13 protein-coding genes are annotated in these 16,252 nt (G+C 40.6%); 5 read left to right on the top strand and 8 right to left on the bottom strand.

Going from position 1 to position 16,252, the window contains the following annotated elements; all coding sequences use genetic code 11:
* Nucleotides 1–47 precede the first annotated feature (47 nt).
* The 5 genes from QA601_10765 to QA601_10745 are packed head-to-tail and all read left to right on the top strand — an operon-like array spanning nucleotide 48 to nucleotide 5,779.
* On the top strand, nucleotides 48–992 hold the full coding sequence (locus QA601_10765; protein MDG5815564.1) for a diguanylate cyclase: 945 nt from the start codon (nucleotides 48–50) through the stop codon (nucleotides 990–992).
* A complete protein-coding gene (gene aroE, locus QA601_10760; GenBank protein ID MDG5815563.1) occupies nucleotides 992–1,864 on the top strand; it encodes a shikimate dehydrogenase in 873 nt (290 codons plus the stop codon). Before QA601_10765 ends, aroE begins: the two co-directional genes overlap by 1 nt.
* Before the next feature lie 14 nt (nucleotides 1,865–1,878).
* The gene (aroA, locus tag QA601_10755; protein MDG5815562.1) at nucleotides 1,879–3,156 is read left to right on the top strand and encodes a 3-phosphoshikimate 1-carboxyvinyltransferase; all 1,278 of its coding nucleotides are present in this window, start codon (nucleotides 1,879–1,881) and stop codon (nucleotides 3,154–3,156) included.
* Between the two features lie 30 nt (nucleotides 3,157–3,186).
* Nucleotides 3,187–4,266, top strand: a complete 1,080-nt coding sequence (aroB, locus tag QA601_10750) for a 3-dehydroquinate synthase (protein MDG5815561.1) — start codon at nucleotides 3,187–3,189, stop codon at nucleotides 4,264–4,266.
* Nucleotides 4,267–4,324: 58 nt separating this feature from the next.
* The gene (locus QA601_10745) at nucleotides 4,325–5,779 is read left to right on the top strand and encodes an aminoacyl-histidine dipeptidase (GenBank protein ID MDG5815560.1); all 1,455 of its coding nucleotides are present in this window, start codon (nucleotides 4,325–4,327) and stop codon (nucleotides 5,777–5,779) included.
* Between the two features lie 74 nt (nucleotides 5,780–5,853).
* Here QA601_10745 and QA601_10740 read toward each other — a convergent pair whose 3' ends face one another.
* From QA601_10740 to QA601_10705, 8 genes are all read right to left on the bottom strand, one after another.
* A complete protein-coding gene (locus tag QA601_10740; GenBank protein ID MDG5815559.1) occupies nucleotides 5,854–7,551 on the bottom strand; it encodes a methyl-accepting chemotaxis protein in 1,698 nt (565 codons plus the stop codon).
* 37 nt (nucleotides 7,552–7,588) lie between these two features.
* Nucleotides 7,589–9,268, bottom strand: coding sequence for a methyl-accepting chemotaxis protein (locus QA601_10735; GenBank protein MDG5815558.1), 1,680 nt, complete (start codon nucleotides 9,266–9,268; stop codon nucleotides 7,589–7,591).
* 23 nt (nucleotides 9,269–9,291) lie between these two features.
* Nucleotides 9,292–9,771 carry a chemotaxis protein CheW gene (locus QA601_10730; GenBank protein MDG5815557.1) on the bottom strand — a complete coding sequence of 160 codons (480 nt, stop codon included), beginning with the start codon at nucleotides 9,769–9,771 and terminating at the stop codon, nucleotides 9,292–9,294.
* Nucleotides 9,768–12,536: a chemotaxis protein CheA gene (locus QA601_10725; GenBank protein ID MDG5815556.1), complete on the bottom strand. Its 2,769-nt coding sequence runs from the start codon at nucleotides 12,534–12,536 to the stop codon at nucleotides 9,768–9,770. The genes QA601_10730 and QA601_10725 overlap by 4 nt, the downstream gene beginning before the upstream one ends.
* A 16-nt stretch (nucleotides 12,537–12,552) precedes the next feature.
* Nucleotides 12,553–12,924, bottom strand: coding sequence for a response regulator (locus QA601_10720; GenBank protein MDG5815555.1), 372 nt, complete (start codon nucleotides 12,922–12,924; stop codon nucleotides 12,553–12,555).
* Nucleotides 12,921–13,784: a protein-glutamate O-methyltransferase CheR gene (locus QA601_10715; protein ID MDG5815554.1), complete on the bottom strand. Its 864-nt coding sequence runs from the start codon at nucleotides 13,782–13,784 to the stop codon at nucleotides 12,921–12,923. Before QA601_10715 ends, QA601_10720 begins: the two co-directional genes overlap by 4 nt.
* Nucleotides 13,771–14,877, bottom strand: coding sequence for a chemotaxis response regulator protein-glutamate methylesterase (locus QA601_10710; GenBank protein MDG5815553.1), 1,107 nt, complete (start codon nucleotides 14,875–14,877; stop codon nucleotides 13,771–13,773). Before QA601_10710 ends, QA601_10715 begins: the two co-directional genes overlap by 14 nt.
* A gap of 391 nt (nucleotides 14,878–15,268) precedes the next feature.
* The gene (locus QA601_10705) at nucleotides 15,269–16,165 is read right to left on the bottom strand and encodes a glycosyltransferase family A protein (protein MDG5815552.1); all 897 of its coding nucleotides are present in this window, start codon (nucleotides 16,163–16,165) and stop codon (nucleotides 15,269–15,271) included.
* Nucleotides 16,166–16,252 lie beyond the last annotated feature (87 nt).

Below are 16,252 nucleotides of genomic sequence, written 5' to 3'. Positions count from 1 at the left end.
TTGCGGTCCACTTTTAACGCTTTAACCGGTTACTAAGGAAAAGGACCATGGATAGCAAAAAGGAAAAAATTGAGGGCCGGATGAAAAATGAAGAGATTTCATCTATTGAAGATACCAATTTAAATATAGATGCCATATCAAACTTAAAAAAACTTACCGACCAAAGATTTATAGAAATAGTCAGTGGTGATATAGTAGACCACATCCAAAATGATGAATACCTTCTCGATTCAATAGGAAAGAAACCAGGTACCTATTACAAAGACCTTATTCTTGCCCTCATTCAGATTCACCTACCCGAGGAGGAAGCTAAAAGTGACTGGAAGGAGATCTTAAAACACAAGTACACCATGAGTGAGAGTCTTGGGAGAAATGTAGGGATACATGTAGCTACTCTCGACTACTACACCAATATCAAAAAACTGCTCACAACTCCAAAAATCGTTAATGTACATGAGTACATGGATACTGCAAGCAGAGCAATCACCGATGATCTTACCAAAGCCTATAACAGACACTTTTTTGAAGATGAGTTCAAAAAGTTGTTCACTCAGGCCAAAAGTACCGGTAAGGTTTTTTCTGTTATAATGCTGGATCTCGACCACTTTAAGCTTTTTAATGACCTAAACGGGCACATTCAGGGTGATATCGCACTTATAGAAGTGGTGAGGATACTGCACGCGGTGTGCTCCAAAGATGATACCGTGTGCCGCTACGGAGGAGAGGAGTTTTCGATCCTTCTGCCTTCACAATCTTTGAATCTTGCGCTTAAGACCGCAGAAAACATCCGTCAGGCGCTCTATGATTATCGCTTCGTTAATGAGCAGGTGCTTCCCAACGGTCGGCTGTGTGCATCACTGGGAGTTACCACCTACAGAGAAGACATAGCCACCCCTCAGGAGATGATCGAGGAGGCCGATGTGGCACTGTACCGGGCAAAAAACAGTGGTCGTAACAGAGTTAAAGCATTTCTTGGAGAGCAGGTGATCTGATGAATAGTTTTATTGATGGTACAACCCGTAGTATATGTCTGCTGGGCTACCCTGTGGAGCATTCAATCTCTCCTTTGTTTCAAAACTATGCGCTACGCTCACTAAAGCTTCCCTTTGTCTACATTCCTTTAAGCGTTTCACCTCAGTCGTTACACAACGCTGTCTATATGCTGCGCTCAAACTCCTTTGCCGGGGCAAATGTTACTATCCCGCACAAAGAATCTGTTCTAAAGTACTGTGATAAAATCTCCCAACTTTCTGCCCGTACCAAAACAGTGAATACTCTCTATTTTAATGATGGTAGATTACTGGGCACGACTACCGATTCAGAAGGGTTTTTCAGATCTCTTCAATATGCCGGGCATAAGTCAAATGATGATACCATTGTTATACTTGGAAACGGAGGCACAGCCCGAACCCTTGCCTGCGCGATTGCTTTGGAGAAGTGCTGTAAGAGATTATCACTTGCAGGCAGATCGTTTGAAAAGGTAAGTCGGTTGGCAAACAGCGTTTCGGATGAAACCGGGTTTTCAATTGACGCATACTCATTGTCTGATCCCGCGTTTAAGAATGTGTTATCGGAGTGCACATTACTTGTTAATTGCACAAGTGTGGGGATGTATCCCAACGTAGACAATTCACCCCTTGATAAAAGTTGTTTTCACTCCGGGATGACAGTATTCGATTGTATTTATAACCCCCGTAAGACACTTTTTCTTAGTGATGCCGAATCTGCGGGCTGTAGAATAATAAACGGTCTTGGTATGCTTCTTTTTCAGGGGCTTGCAAGTTTTAAATTATGGACCGGAAAAGAGGTTCCTGAGCACCTGTTTGATCTTGATGAGCTTCAGGAACTTGTCTCAAATAGTTAAAGGATGTCAGGCTTATGAAATGGATAGTGCGCCCCTCAAAACTTAACGGTACTCTTGAGGTACCGCCTTCGAAATCTCATACTATACGAGCATTACTTATCAGCGCTTTGGCAAACGGTACTTCAACCATCAGGAAACCACTGTTAACCGGCGACGGTGGATCTGCTGTAAAGGCAGCCCGCGCCCTTGGGGCCTATGTGGAGAGCAAAGATTCTCAGCTAACGGTAGATGGTATTGCGGGTGATTTTAACGGTGGAGATGAACTTTTTGACATGGGTAATTCAGGTACCGGAACCACTCTTTTTGCATCCGCAGCAGCACTTGGACACAAACTGAGGCGTTTTGACGGTGATAATTCTTTGCGGTCAAGACCCATAAAGCCCCTGTTGGAATCCCTGGCAAATCTTGGCGCTTCCTACACAATAGAATCAGAAAACCAGGAACTTCCCTTTACCATTCAGGGACCGCTTAAGGGCGGCAAAACCGTAGTAGATGGAATCTCTTCGCAGTTTGTATCCAGTCTCCTTCTGGCGTGCCCTCTAATTAAAAATAATACTCACCTGACAGTCTCTAATATTCATGAACAACCCTATATAGAAATAACACTCTGGTGGTTAAGAAAGCTTGGAATAGAATTCGAACATTCACAAAACCTTACTTCCTTTATAATCACCGGTGGACAGCAGTATGAACCTGTTGACATTACCGTTCCGGCTGATTTCTCCTCGGCTACATTTGCCGCTGTTGCGGGGGTAGTAACAAATGGGGAGTTAAAATTAACCGGACTTGATTTTTCGGATCCTCAGGGTGATAAGGATGTATTTAAAGTCCTTACTGAAATGGGTGCGGATGTAAGAATAGAACAGCAAGTAGCCGTAAGCAACAGCAGAGAACTAAAGGGGATGTTTGTTGACCTGAACAGTATGCCCGATGCTCTGCCGGCCCTTTCTGTGGCAGCCTGTAAGGCTTCCGGCGAAACACTGCTTGGCAATGTAGAACAGGCGCGAATCAAAGAGACCGACAGAATAGCAGTAATGTGCAGTGAGCTGAGCAAAATGGGTGCATCTGTCAGAGAACATCCGGATGGTCTTGTGATTCAGCACAGCACTCTTAAAGGAGCTCATGTCAGTGGGCATGATGATCACAGGGTAGTGATGGCTCTTGCACTTGCAGGTATGAACGCAGAAGGTGAAACTGTTATCGACAGCGCGGAAGCCGCCGCAGTAACCTATCCGACATTTGTAGAGGATTTTAAAGCTCTTGGAGCAGATATCCAAATACTTGAGTCCTGATAAATTCACCTTAATCGAAATGCTTAAAACATGGAACTATCAGTTAGTTTAGGAAACAGATCATATCCCGTTATTCTGGGAAGAGAAAACTCACACGAGCTCCCGGAGTATCTATTACGGAATTTCTCCAACAGAAAGAGCCTTGTTGTTACCAACACAACACTCGCAGAACTTTACAACGATCTGATTGAGGGATGGAAAGAACAATTGGGCTGCTCTGTTCATATTATGCCGGATGGAGAAAAGTATAAAACGATTGATACCTGGAGTGGCATACTCGACACACTGATTACCAAACGTTTTGATCGCTCAGGGTATATTATCGCTCTTGGCGGTGGAGTTGTCGGAGATGTGGCCGGTTTTGCCGCCGCCGCGTTTATGAGAGGCATCGATTTTGTACAGGTTCCCACTACTCTACTTGCCATGGTCGATTCGAGTGTGGGAGGCAAAACCGCAGTAGACCACCCTTCGGGTAAAAATCTTATAGGAGCGTTTCATCAACCCCGCATTGTATGGATTGACACCTCTTTTCTTACTACACTATCAAAAAAAGAGTATGTCGCTGGGTATGCAGAACTGTTTAAATACGCCTTTATTGGTGGCGCCAATATGTTTAGCTTTATAAAAGCTAACAAGGAAAAGCTTTTAAATGCTGAGCCTCAAACACTTTCAGAAGGAATCAGGCGCAGTATAGAGATAAAGGGAGGTATTGTTGAACAGGACGAAACAGAATCGGGTGTACGGGCACTTCTTAACTTTGGCCATACATTTGCGCATGCTCTCGAACAGTTTTATGGATTTGAAGGTCTGATTCATGGAGAAGCTGTACTATGGGGGATAAAGTGTGCTGTTGATCTGGGTACAAGAAAGAAGAGTATCAGAGAATCAGATGCCAAACACTATGATTGCATCCTTTCGGATCTACCCATGCCAGCTCTTCCATATGCAGCAGATGTAGATGCTATCTACAATGCTATGCTCTCTGATAAAAAAATATTCAGGGGAAACATTCGTTTTATCCTTCCTTCAAGCCCGGGTGAATCGATTATTGCTAAAGATGTCGATGAGACGATAGTAAAAGACACCCTGAAAAGTGTTTTGAGTGTTTAATTATCTCTATTAACGCTGTCCCTGATCCATAATCTAACATTAATACCTGGAGCAAGCAATGAATTTACAGCAGCTTCAACCAACATCATTGTGGAAACATTTTGAAAACCTGTGTACCATTCCACACACTTCAAAAAATGAGCAAGGGGTTGGGGAATACGTCAAAAGTGTCGCCGATTCCCTTGGGCTTGAGTATAAAACTGACTCTGCGGGCAATATAGTTGTTCTAAAACCCGCGTCAGCTACTATGGATCATTTGCCGATTGTTACACTACAGGGGCACCTGGATATGGTACCCCAAAAAGAAAGCGGCAGCACTCATGATTTCCACAAGGATCCCATAAAGCCCTATGTAGATGGACAATGGGTGAAAGCAAGGGGAACAACACTTGGGGCAGATAATGGGATAGGCGTAGCCTGTGCACTCGCGCTACTTGAAGACAAAGAGATAAAACACGGTCCTCTCGAGGCTTTATTTACGGTAGATGAAGAAGACGGGATGACAGGTGCGCAAAATATCGAACCGAATTTCCTCAGCGGTGATATACTCATCAACCTCGACTCAGAAAGGGATGGCGAGCTATGCATAGGGTGTGCTGGTGGGATTGATGGCAGGGTAACCATGGAGCTTACCACACTTTCACCCAAAATCACCGGGTCTTCAGCGCTAAACATAGTTGTAACAGGACTCAAGGGTGGGCATTCGGGTCTGGATATTGATCTTGGAAGAGGTAATGCCATTAAAATTCTGGGCCGTTTGCTTTATAATGCAGATGAAGCCATTGGTATCGAAATTGCCGATTTCGAAGGGGGAACAGTTCGTAACGCTATACCACGAGAGGCACATTCTACTATTGTTGTAGAGGAGCAAAACAGAGAAGCATTAAAAAGTTACTGTGCAAAGTTTGAAACACAGGTTCGATACGAACTTCAAAATACCGATCCCGGAGTCGAAATAGTAGTTAAAGATTGCGACTCCTTACCTATAGAGGTGTTTTCAAAAGACCTTAAAGAGCGCTATATCAGAGTGCTCTACGCTTCACCGGCGGGTGTTTATAAAGATCGTGGTTTAGAGGGAGACGCGGTTCTTACTTCCGGTAACCTTGGGGTTGTTGAGATAAATGACAGTACTATTACTATGCTATTTCTTCTTCGCAGCTCAATAGATAGCTCAAGAGATGATATTTGTGCAACGTTAAAGAGCGTGTCTGATCTTGCGGGTGCTGCAATTGAATTTTCCGGGTCCTACCCGGGCTGGCAACCACAGCCAGAATCTAAAATTGTTAGAACTATGCAGAAAACCTATAGCTCTCTTTTCTCGAAGGAGGCCCGGTTAGCGGTGGTCCATGCAGGTCTTGAGTGCGGTATCATAAAATCAAAATATCCGTCTATGGAGATGGTTTCATGCGGTCCGGATATACGCAACGCGCATTCACCCGATGAATCGGTTAATATCGTTTCTGTAGAACGATTTTGGAATTTACTGACAAAAACGCTTTCTTCAATTGAGTAGAATAGGTAAAAGCAGGAAAGGAGACCTTCCCTGCTTTCGGTACGCTATGCATGGCGTTGTTCCATTAACCGCAATTATATCTTAAACTGCCTTACTATAGTTTCCAGTTTTGAAGCGAGCTCAGCCAGTTGAGATGTACTCTCTTTTACCTGATTGATACCCTGAGCAGTATCCTGAGCGGCAGTATTCACTCCACTGATATTTTTAGCAACTTCGGTAAGGCCTTGCGCTGATTCATTTACATTCTTAGCCACATCCTGAGCCCCGGTGTTAACACCATTCACACTACTTGATATTTCAGATATAGTGGCAGTCTGTTCCTCCACAGCACTTACAATCGTCTGAGAAATTTGGTTTACTTCATTAATGACCTCAGCAATGGAATCTATGGCTGCGACAGCCGATTCTGTATTGGTTTGCATCTGCTCTACCTGGGTACTGATCTCTTTGGTTGCGTTGGCGGTCTGCTTCGCAAGCTCTTTAACCTCGTTTGCCACAACAGCAAACCCCTTACCAGCATCTCCGGCTGATGCTGCTTCAATGGTTGCGTTTAGCGCCAGCAAATTGGTCTGATCTGCTATATCGTTAATTACTTCAACTATTTTATCCACAGACTTAGCAGCTGTCCCAAGTCGAACCATGATCTCTTTACTCTTCTTTGCCTCCTCTGTCGCGTTTAGTGCTATCTCAGATTCCTTTTGGCAATTTCTGGAAACTTCATTCAAAGATGCGTTCATCTCTTCAATAGAGGTGGCTACAGTTGAGATGGATCCGGAAATTTGTTCGGTAGCGGCAGAGATGGTATTGATATTTGAGGTTGCCTGTTCAGAAGCTGAAGCGGCGGTTGTTGATTGCGCTGTCATTTCTTCAGCATTAGCCGCTATCTGAGTTGATGAAGACGATAGCTCTTCTGAAGCAGCAGAAAGGGCAGTAGTGTCGGAATTAACCTCTTTTATTATATTCTGTATCTTTTCCACAAAAACATTAAACCACTTTGAAAGCTCACCTATTTCATCCTGAGTTGTTATTTTAAGACGCTTAGTGAGATCTCCTTCGCCTTGTGCGATATCTTTTAACATCTCTGTTGTTTCGACAATGGGCGCGGTTATTTTTTTTATAATAACAAACAGTACAAACAACGCAGCAATAAATACAAAGAAAAAGGCTCCTGCTATTTGAAACATCAGAGTCCTCAACTCGTCTGACCTAAGATACTCAGCCTCTGTTTTGTCTACACCTACAAAGATGATTCCAATGACTTCATCGTCATCGTTTATTATTGGATCGTAAGCACATAGATATGGTAAACCAAGAATTCTTGCTTCCCCAATATATTGCTGCTGCTGCGTAACTGGTTGATAAGCGTCACTCTGAGTTCCAAGCATTGTTCCCACAGCTCTGGTTCCATCTTCATTTTCAATATTGGTAGAAATTCTTCTGAAATCCTGACCATCACGAACAAAAATAGTGGCTACTACTCCTAATTCTTTTAGTACTGCATCTACCATTTCGTGTCTGTTTTCAATGGGTAAACCAGATTTATCCACCAATTTCCCCTCTTGCAAACTAATGGAACCATAGAATGATTCTACATACCTTCGAACAGCATTGATGTCCCCATACAATTTTTCTTCAAAAACTTCCTCTGCTATTTCTTCACCGGCCCGTTCTGCGGCTCTATAGGCAACAAAACTAAGTGTTACACCCATGATAAGAAGAAGGGTTCCGGTAAAAAGTATGAGCTTGAGTTTAAGTGAAAGGTTATTAAACATCACGTACTCCTACTGTTATTTCATGTTACCTATTAAGTTAAACCTTAAATTGTTTAACTATTCTATCGAGTCCACTGGTGAGATCGACCAGATCAGAAACACTTTGGTTTATTTGGATGATTCCCTGTGAGGTATCAGCAGCAGCACTGTTTACCCCGCTTATATTTGAAGATACCTCAGATAAACCTTGTGCAGATTCGGTTACATTTTGAGCTACTTCACGAGCCCCATCGTTTACACCACTTACATTACTGGATATTTCCGCGATGGTTGCAGTTTGCTCCTCTACAGCACTTACAATTGTTTGAGAAATTAAGTGAATCTCTTCAATCACCGAAGTGATAGAATCGATCGCATTAACTGCAGATTCTGTGTTGGTTTGGATATCATCTACCTGTCCCCGTATTTCCTCTGTAGCCTGAGCAGTTTGTCTGGCCAATTCTTTTACTTCACTTGCAACAACGGCAAACCCCTTTCCAGCTTCACCTGCACTTGCAGCCTCAATAGTTGCATTCAAAGCCAGTAGATTTGTTTGATCAGCAATATCATTTATAACATCAACCACTTTGCTTATTGTCTTTGCTTCAGCACCTAATTTCTCCATGGTTTCTTTGCTTAAGCGAGCTTCTTCATTTGCTCTTGCTGCGATTTTTGATTCCTTTTGGCAGCTTTGCCCTACTTCAGTCAATGAGGCACTCATTTCTTCAATTGCAGTAGCAACCGACTCCACAGCCCCGGACATCTGTTCTGCAGCAGTGGATATACTGTTTACATTAGATGTCGATTGCTCAGCAGCAGAAGCAGCAGTATTCGATTGTGCAGTCATCTCCTCAGCATTAGCAGCTATTTGAGTTGATGTAGCAGATAACTTTTCAGATGCTTTTGTCAATATTTTGGTGTCTTTACTAACTTCTTTGGTGATAGTGTGAATTTTCTCTATAAACACATTAAACCAGTGTGCGAGTTCACCAACTTCATCTTTGGATGTAACGCTTAGGCGCTTTGTAATGTCACCATCGCCCTGGGCAATATCCTTAAGCATATCGATTGTATCGCGAATCGGTTTTATCAGATAAAAGGCAAATATTACAGCTACTACTATTGCAACCATAATTGCCAGGAATGCTATGAACAGCAATATATTTCTTGTTCGCGCTACTCTTTGGGTAATATCATCAACATAAATCCCTGTTCCAATTATCCAATTCCAGGGTTTAAATTCAGATACGTAGGATATTTTCGGCTCAATGCGTTGAGTATCATCATAGTATTGCCACTGATAGGCTACAAAACCACTTCCCTGAGATTTGCATACTTTTACAAATTCTTCAAATAGATACAGCCCGTCTGGATCTTGTATTCCCGAAACATTTTCTCCCTCCAGATCTGATCGAAAGGGATGTAAAACCATTTTTGGTTCAAAGTCATTTATCCAGAAATAATCCTGTAAATTATTTCCAAACTTCATCGATCCGATAACCTCTTTTGCCTTCAGTTGGGCTTCTTCCCTACTTAACTCTCCGCTACGCTCCTTTGAATAAAATAACTCAAGTGTACCCAACCCTATGTTCACCATCTCTTTTACTGTAACTTCTTTTTCATGGTTTATTGTATTATTGGTTAAGATAATTGAACCAACAACCATCAGAATGCTTACAAAAAGTACCAGCCCCACACTTAAAAATATCAACTTATTTTTCAGATTTACGTTTTTCATAATTGATACTCCTTACCAATTTTCTACTTAGAAATCTTTAACAGCTCATCAATTTTCAGCACAGTCATAAGTGTTTCCTTAAGTTTAACAACACCCCTGATGTACTTATTATCTATGGAATCAACATTGGCCGGTGCAGGCAAAATAGCACTTTCTTCTGTTTCAACCATATCATCTATTTTATCGATGTAAAGACCGATGATATCTCTTGATGTATTCTGAAGCGAAATACCGTTGCGCCTATACACTTCAAGCTCTTTTTCCGTTTTTAGGACTATAATACTATTGGAATCATTTTTTCCATGCCTGGTAAACCCCAATTTTACACTTGGATCAATAACGGTTACTATTTGCCCTCTGAGGTTTAAAAGGCCGGTAACATCTTCCCCGGCTCCATCAACCGGCGTTATATCAATCCCATTTATTATTTCTCTTACTAGAAGTACCTCTATTCCAAGCAAATACCTGTTAAGGTAAAATGAACAAAATTGTTTTTTCATCATAACTCCTCAGCCTCTGTAGATCTGTCTTCTGCTAATTTGCTAAGACTTTTTATATCAACAACCACGACCATTTTGTTATTAATAATTGCAGTACCCTTCACTCCTGTACCTTTTATTGTTTCTCTATCCAGAACTAAATTAACCTTTACAACATCTTCCACTTTTTTTGCAACAATTCCAAAGAGCTTTTCTGTGTTATTTGGGACAATTACAAAAACATATGCGCTATCCTCTTCTGCTTTAGTTACCGGAAGGTAATTATCGACCCTAATCAAATGAAGTAATTTCTTTTCGAACTGGATATATTCATTATCACCTACATTTTCGATATCTTCTACTTTTCTTTTTTCTATTCTCGCGACGGAATTGAGCTTAAGGGCGAAGAGTTCCTTTGAGCCAATGTTGAAGATCAACATCTCTTCCAGATTGTTTTTTGTAGTTTCGTTTAGATTTCGTTCTCTTTGGGCTGATTCAGTTTTATCAAATCGTAATTTAGCGGCTTCTGCAATTCCACCGGGATCAAGTATCATCGCTACTCTTCCATCACCCATGATTGTTGCACCACTGTAACATTTACACTCTTTTAAATACTCTGACAGCGGTTTTACCACTATCTCTTCATTATCTCTTACATCATCCACAACCAAACCAAAATGTCTGTTTTCATTTTTCAGTACAACAATTTTAATTGCATTTGACACACTTACTCTACGATCAGCTCCCAATTTTCTTCGTTCCTGTTCTGCCGGAAGTTTTTCATCAGTTTTTGTATCAGCCAAACCTCTTCTGTCCGACCACCTTCTTCTTCGATCGATACGCAACTCACCGGTTTTGGGGTCTCTATAGGTATTTTCCAGACCTATAAGATCTGTTAGCCTGACAAGGGGAAGCAATTTATCCCGAAGCCTAAACACTTCGGATCCCTGTACACTCTCAATCTTTTTAGTGATATCTCCTGCCCTTATACGCACAACTTCTTCTATTCCCATCTGCGGAATAGCAAAGTGTCGGGTATTAGCTGTTACTATCAAAGAGGGTATAATAGCCAGTGTAAGAGGGAGGCGAAGGTAAATAGTTAACCCTTGCCCTTTTTGGGACTGCAATTCTATAGTTCCACCAAGCCTTTCTATGTTGGTTTTTACCACATCCATGCCAACGCCACGACCAGAAATATCATTAACTTTTTTAGCGGTGGAAAATCCGGCTGAAAAGATTAGCATCTGTATTTCCTGCTCAGACATCGATTCTGCCTGTTCATTAGTGATAATACTCTTTTCAATTGCTTTTTTCTTCACCGCTTCACTATTGATTCCAGCCCCATCATCGGTAATTTCTATGTTAACCTTACCACCTTCGTGAAAAGACCTGAGCACTATTTTACCTTTGGCAGACTTCCCTGCCTTTTGCCGAACCTGAGGGGCTTCTATACCATGGTCGACACAATTGCGTATAAGGTGAGTCAGCGGATCGGACAACAGTTCAATTATAGATTTATCAAGTTCAACCTCCTGCCCGATAATTGCTAGTTCCACTTCTTTTGCAAGCTTTTTTGCAAGATCTCTCACCACCCTTGGAAATTTTGAAAACACCACGGATATCGGTTGCATCCGAGTCTGCATTATGTTTTCCTGGAGTGTACTTGTAGTCATATCAATGTTCTGAACAATCCCATTTACGCCTTTGATGTCTATGAGCCTGAATGAAAACGCTTCATCAATCTGCTTGGCAATCCGGTCAATATCGGTATCGTTACAACGTTTACCATTGTTTTCGGCAACCGCAACGATATCTTCAACAATCTTCTTTTTTGCTCTTTGTGCATTCTCTGTTTCAAAAAAACTGCGATTAAAGTTTTGAATCAACTGATTTCTACCAAGAACGAGTTCACCTGCAAGGTTCATAAGGTTATTTAGTAAGCCAATACGAACCCTCAGCGAATCCTCTATCTTATGTTTTGTCACAGAATCCTTATTTTCCAAGGTTTCATTTTTCTGCATTGTAACCTCTTGTTTCACTCTCTTTTTTTCTTTATTCCTGGCCAAATCAATATTTTCAATTTGCGTTTGCGCTATACCGGTACCAACACTTACAAGATCGGGTTCTAAAACAGTAGAGTAAAGCGCTGTTATCTTTTGAACTTTTTTTAGTTCTGAATCTGTAAGGCCATTTGGATCTGGTTTTATTTTTACTATCTCACCTATCTTTTCCCACTTCTCAAATAGCTGATCAGGTGACATTTTGTTTTCAATAAAATCTCTTTTAGGTACGATCTCTATTTTATATAGAAACTTACCCTCCTTAATGATCCTGTGTTTCTGTTCTGCAGAAACCGATAACCGTACAGTAGTGTTTTTCTTTTTGCCCTTAACTTCAGCTGTTTTTTCTTTGAGAAAGGGTGATAAAATTTGTACTTCTTCAGCAATACTTATATGTTCAGTTCCCTCAATATCATCCAGCAATAGCCTAAGCTTGTCAACTCCGCATAACAACCCGTCTATTATTTCACTCTCGAATACAATCTCACCATTCCTTACCCGGGACAGCACATTTTCCATGACATGAGAAAGCTTTATTATTTTCTCGTATCCAAAGAAACTAAACCCTCCCTTAATGCTGTGAATAGCTCTAAAAATACGATTTATTACTTCACTGTCTTCGGTAGAATTGCTCTCTTCTAAAGAGAGCAAATCCGGTTCAATCGATGAAAGGTGATCTCTTGATTCAAGAATAAGTTCATCCAATACTTCGTGTTCCTGATGATTCATTCTTGCGTCTCCGTTTCTATATTCCCAATCCCAGGCTATCCATCATTTTAGAGATTAGTTCTTCTTGTGTAAAAGGTTTAACTATATAATTCTTAGCGCCTTCTTCAATAGCAGTGATCATTTTACACCGCTCTGTTTCGGTAGTAACCATTGTGACAGGAATTTTTTTATACTCTGAGTGTTTTTTAAGCTCTTTGAGCATGGTTAATCCATTCATCACAGGCATATTCCAGTCCAGTAATATTAAATCTATTTCTCTGGTATTTTGTACGATTTCTATACCTTTCACCCCGTCACCAGCTTCATAAAAGCTATAACCGAGTAGATCAACAGCACTTTTAATAAAGTGTCTCACAGTTGGTGAATCATCTACTGATAGTACATTCATTGCTTTACTCCATTTACGGCAGACATGGTTTTAAGCTGATAAAAAAGAGATCCGTTGTGCCTTTTCATCACAAATTCTTCACTATAGTTAATTAATGACTCAGAAGAACCCAGCATAAGGTACCCGGGAGGTTTTAATTGTCTTGCAATTCGCTTCAAAATATCTTTTTTAAATTCTTCTGAGAAATATATTAGTACATTTCGACACAGAATAAAATTAAACTTCCCTAGCGATGAAAAATTTTCCTGCAGATTAAACTTTTTAAAGGTTACTAATTTTTTAACATCATTTTTTAGTAACCATATTTTACCATCAGGATAAAAATATCTCTCCTTAATAGCCGGATCCATTCCCCGTGACATCGCAAAGCTGTCATACCTCCCTGTGTTGGCCAAAAAGAGTACCGTAGGGGATATATCAGTTGCAAGAATTTTAAATCGTTCTGGTTTAACTTTGTAATCTCTTTTTGAAGCTTCCAAAATTGCTATAGCTAAAGAATAAGGTTCCTGACCTGTTGAACATGCTGCAGACCATATATGAATGGGTTCAGATGGATTCTCTGAAATCAGTTCATCTAATATCTTCTCGTTAAATATTTTAAATGACTGCCCGTCACGAAACCAAAGTGTTTCATTCGTAGTCATTGCATCCACAATCTTATCCCTGAGATAGTTACTCTTGTCAGCAAGTGCCTTGTAGTAAAAGGAGGTGAAATCCCTGCACCCCGATTCAACCATCAAGGGCATCAGGCGGCTTTCAACAAGGTACATTTTATCTTCCTTAAGGCGAATGCCACAGTGCTTTTCTATATAATCACCAATTAATTTAAATTCATTATTATCTATTTTAACAGGTCCCATTTACCGGTATCCTATCCTTTTCAACGTGCAATTTATCAGCAATATGATTCGCCAGATTATCAAGTGGAATCGATTTATCAGAAAGCTCAGCTTCATCTACCGCCCGCGGCATTCCATATACTACACAAGTCTCTGCCGCCTGAGTAATACTGTAACAGCCACTTCTTTTAAGCGCCCGAACCCCATTCAACCCGTCATTTCCCATACCTGTCATAATAACCGACATAATGCCTTTATTTGCATATACCTGCCCCACCGAACGAAACAGTACGTCTACTGACGGACGACAGCTGTTTTCCGGTGGACTGCTGGTAAGGTGTATTGTATTATGTTCCTTTTCTTTTCGAATAACCATATGATATCCGCCAGGAGCAATATATACATTTGATATCTTAAGGATTTCCCCCTCTTTTGCCTCCTGAACAGTAATGGCAGATTTTTTATTTAAACTTTCAGCAAGCGACTTAGTAAACACCGGGGGCATGTGTTGCACTATTAGAACAGGAACAGATAGGTTTTTAGGTAGTTTTGGAATAACCCTTGATAACGCATCCGGGCCACCAGTCGATACACCTATTGCAAGTATTGAAAAATTTTTCGGTACTGGAGCATAGGCGCGAGCAATCGTTTTCTTTGAAGATTCTACCCTCTTTTTCTTTATTGGGGTTACATTCCCTTTCCCTTTAACATTGCGCATTTGTAACAAGCGTATTACCGGACGCACATCATTAACGAGAGTTTTCATGCTCGCAGCAAAATCATTACCCTCTGGCTTACGAATAAAATCAACAGCTCCCATCTCCAGTGCCTTAATGGTAGTATCCGTGCTTCGGGTGGAGATACCACTAAGCATTATTACCTCAATTTTAGGAATTTGCTCTTTTATTTTCTTAAGTACTTCCACTCCATCCATTTCAGGCATGTGCTGATCAAGCAAAACAAGATCTGTTTCAATACGAGCCAGTTTTTTTAAAGCTATTATTCCGTTTGGCGCTGTTCCCACAAGCTCAAGCTCATCTAAACTGGACACCACTTCTGATAATATCTTACGATAAACCACGGTATCATCGACTACCAGAGTTTTTATCTTCATGTTCCTCACTCTGAAAAAATCTACCGACTACAATCATTGCTGCGCTCTTATTCTATCATTGATCTGTTCACTTAACAAGTGTTTTCAAGAGCCAAATTTGTGGTAAACAGGCCATTAGATATGATTTAATCCCATTAAATACTCCTTATCACCTTATTGTGTGAAACTCCACTATTCACTCCTGTGTTCTAAATCAATATGGCTCTGCTGCCGGGGTATGAGGGGTATTTAAAGAGGTCTGGATCTTTTTTGCTTTAGCATTCAATCGACAGCATTCAATACACAGTTTAGCATTGAGCTGTGTGGCCAATCTTTTAACGGATGTAAGCAGAAAGCTGTGAAAGTTAATTTTCTCTAAATTCTTTCTATTTACAACACAGGTAGTTTTTATTTACTTTAAGCGTATATCAATTCTAAGCAGTGAGGCTAAAAATAAAATATGGGCTTTAAATTTAAATTTGTTGTACCGTATTACCTTGAACAGATGCCTCCGGGCAGATGAATACTGCTGACAATAATAATATACTCTACCCATTTCCCAGTTGTATGAGGCATAGACTCTATTTTTAATCCTAGGGAATCGGTCCAGTTCTTTTTTCCATTTTTTTAGGAACAGATTCCAACCATTTTGTTTCTTTTCAACATTTCTGCTTATTCTGTTTTGATGCAAGCGCATACCAGCCAGGTACTCTTCCACAAAATCCACACGATATCCTTTGCATATTCTAAGAAACATGTCATGATCCTGCCTGCTTGGCAATGTCACATCAAACATCCCGACCTTATCGAAACACTCTTTTTTGACCATCACTGTACATGTTGCCATAAAGTTCATTGCTAATATATCTTTGTAGATGTCTCCTCTTACCAAATAGTCCTGCGGAACACACTTTTTTTGGGTTCCTGTAAACCCATACATTTTACAATACACTAAACCAAGATTCTCATTTTTTTTAAACAGTTGGATCTGTTTTTCCAGTTTACTTTCTTCCCACAAATCATCATCATCAAGAAAAGCGATATATTTTCCCCTTGCGGCCCCAATTCCAGTGTTTCTCGCTGCAGCACCCCCCAGGGAATTTTTGTGGGGAATGTATTTAATCTTTTCCTGGAAAGGAAAAGTATCGACAACCGCTTTTGTTTTCTTTTGATCCTCACTGTTTAAAGGGTTATCATCGATAATTATCAGCTCCCAATCACTGTAAGTTTGTAAGAAGACACTACTAATCGCTTCTTTTAAGTATTTTGCTCTTTTGTGAGTAGGGATTATTACACTAACCAAAGCCACGTAGTAAAACTCCTGATTATTTACCGAATTTAGTTTTTTTCTGCTTAATTATATCTCTATATTTCTTTTCTTTCAATGTGTTATCAC

Source organism: Chitinispirillales bacterium ANBcel5 (genome assembly GCA_029688955.1).
Lineage (GTDB): Bacteria > Fibrobacterota > Chitinivibrionia > Chitinivibrionales > Chitinispirillaceae > Cellulosispirillum > Cellulosispirillum alkaliphilum.
The sequence above is the reverse complement of the archived record's forward strand: the minus strand, read 5'-3'. Positions and strand labels throughout refer to the sequence as shown.

Excerpts from the sequence above, each read along its gene's own strand:
- QA601_10765 (MDG5815564.1), top strand. The coding sequence starts at position 48 with ATGGATAGCAAAAAGGAAAAAATTGAGGGCCGGATGAAAAATGAAGAG.
- aroE (MDG5815563.1), top strand. The coding sequence starts at position 992 with ATGAATAGTTTTATTGATGGTACAACCCGTAGTATATGTCTGCTGGGC.
- aroA (MDG5815562.1), top strand. The coding sequence starts at position 1,879 with ATGAAATGGATAGTGCGCCCCTCAAAACTTAACGGTACTCTTGAGGTA.
- aroB (MDG5815561.1), top strand. The coding sequence starts at position 3,187 with ATGGAACTATCAGTTAGTTTAGGAAACAGATCATATCCCGTTATTCTG.
- QA601_10745 (MDG5815560.1), top strand. The coding sequence starts at position 4,325 with ATGAATTTACAGCAGCTTCAACCAACATCATTGTGGAAACATTTTGAA.
- QA601_10740 (MDG5815559.1), bottom strand. The coding sequence starts at position 7,551 with ATGTTTAATAACCTTTCACTTAAACTCAAGCTCATACTTTTTACCGGA.
- QA601_10735 (MDG5815558.1), bottom strand. The coding sequence starts at position 9,268 with ATGAAAAACGTAAATCTGAAAAATAAGTTGATATTTTTAAGTGTGGGG.
- QA601_10730 (MDG5815557.1), bottom strand. The coding sequence starts at position 9,771 with ATGATGAAAAAACAATTTTGTTCATTTTACCTTAACAGGTATTTGCTT.
- QA601_10725 (MDG5815556.1), bottom strand. The coding sequence starts at position 12,536 with ATGAATCATCAGGAACACGAAGTATTGGATGAACTTATTCTTGAATCA.
- QA601_10720 (MDG5815555.1), bottom strand. The coding sequence starts at position 12,924 with ATGAATGTACTATCAGTAGATGATTCACCAACTGTGAGACACTTTATT.
- QA601_10715 (MDG5815554.1), bottom strand. The coding sequence starts at position 13,784 with ATGGGACCTGTTAAAATAGATAATAATGAATTTAAATTAATTGGTGAT.
- QA601_10710 (MDG5815553.1), bottom strand. The coding sequence starts at position 14,877 with ATGAAGATAAAAACTCTGGTAGTCGATGATACCGTGGTTTATCGTAAG.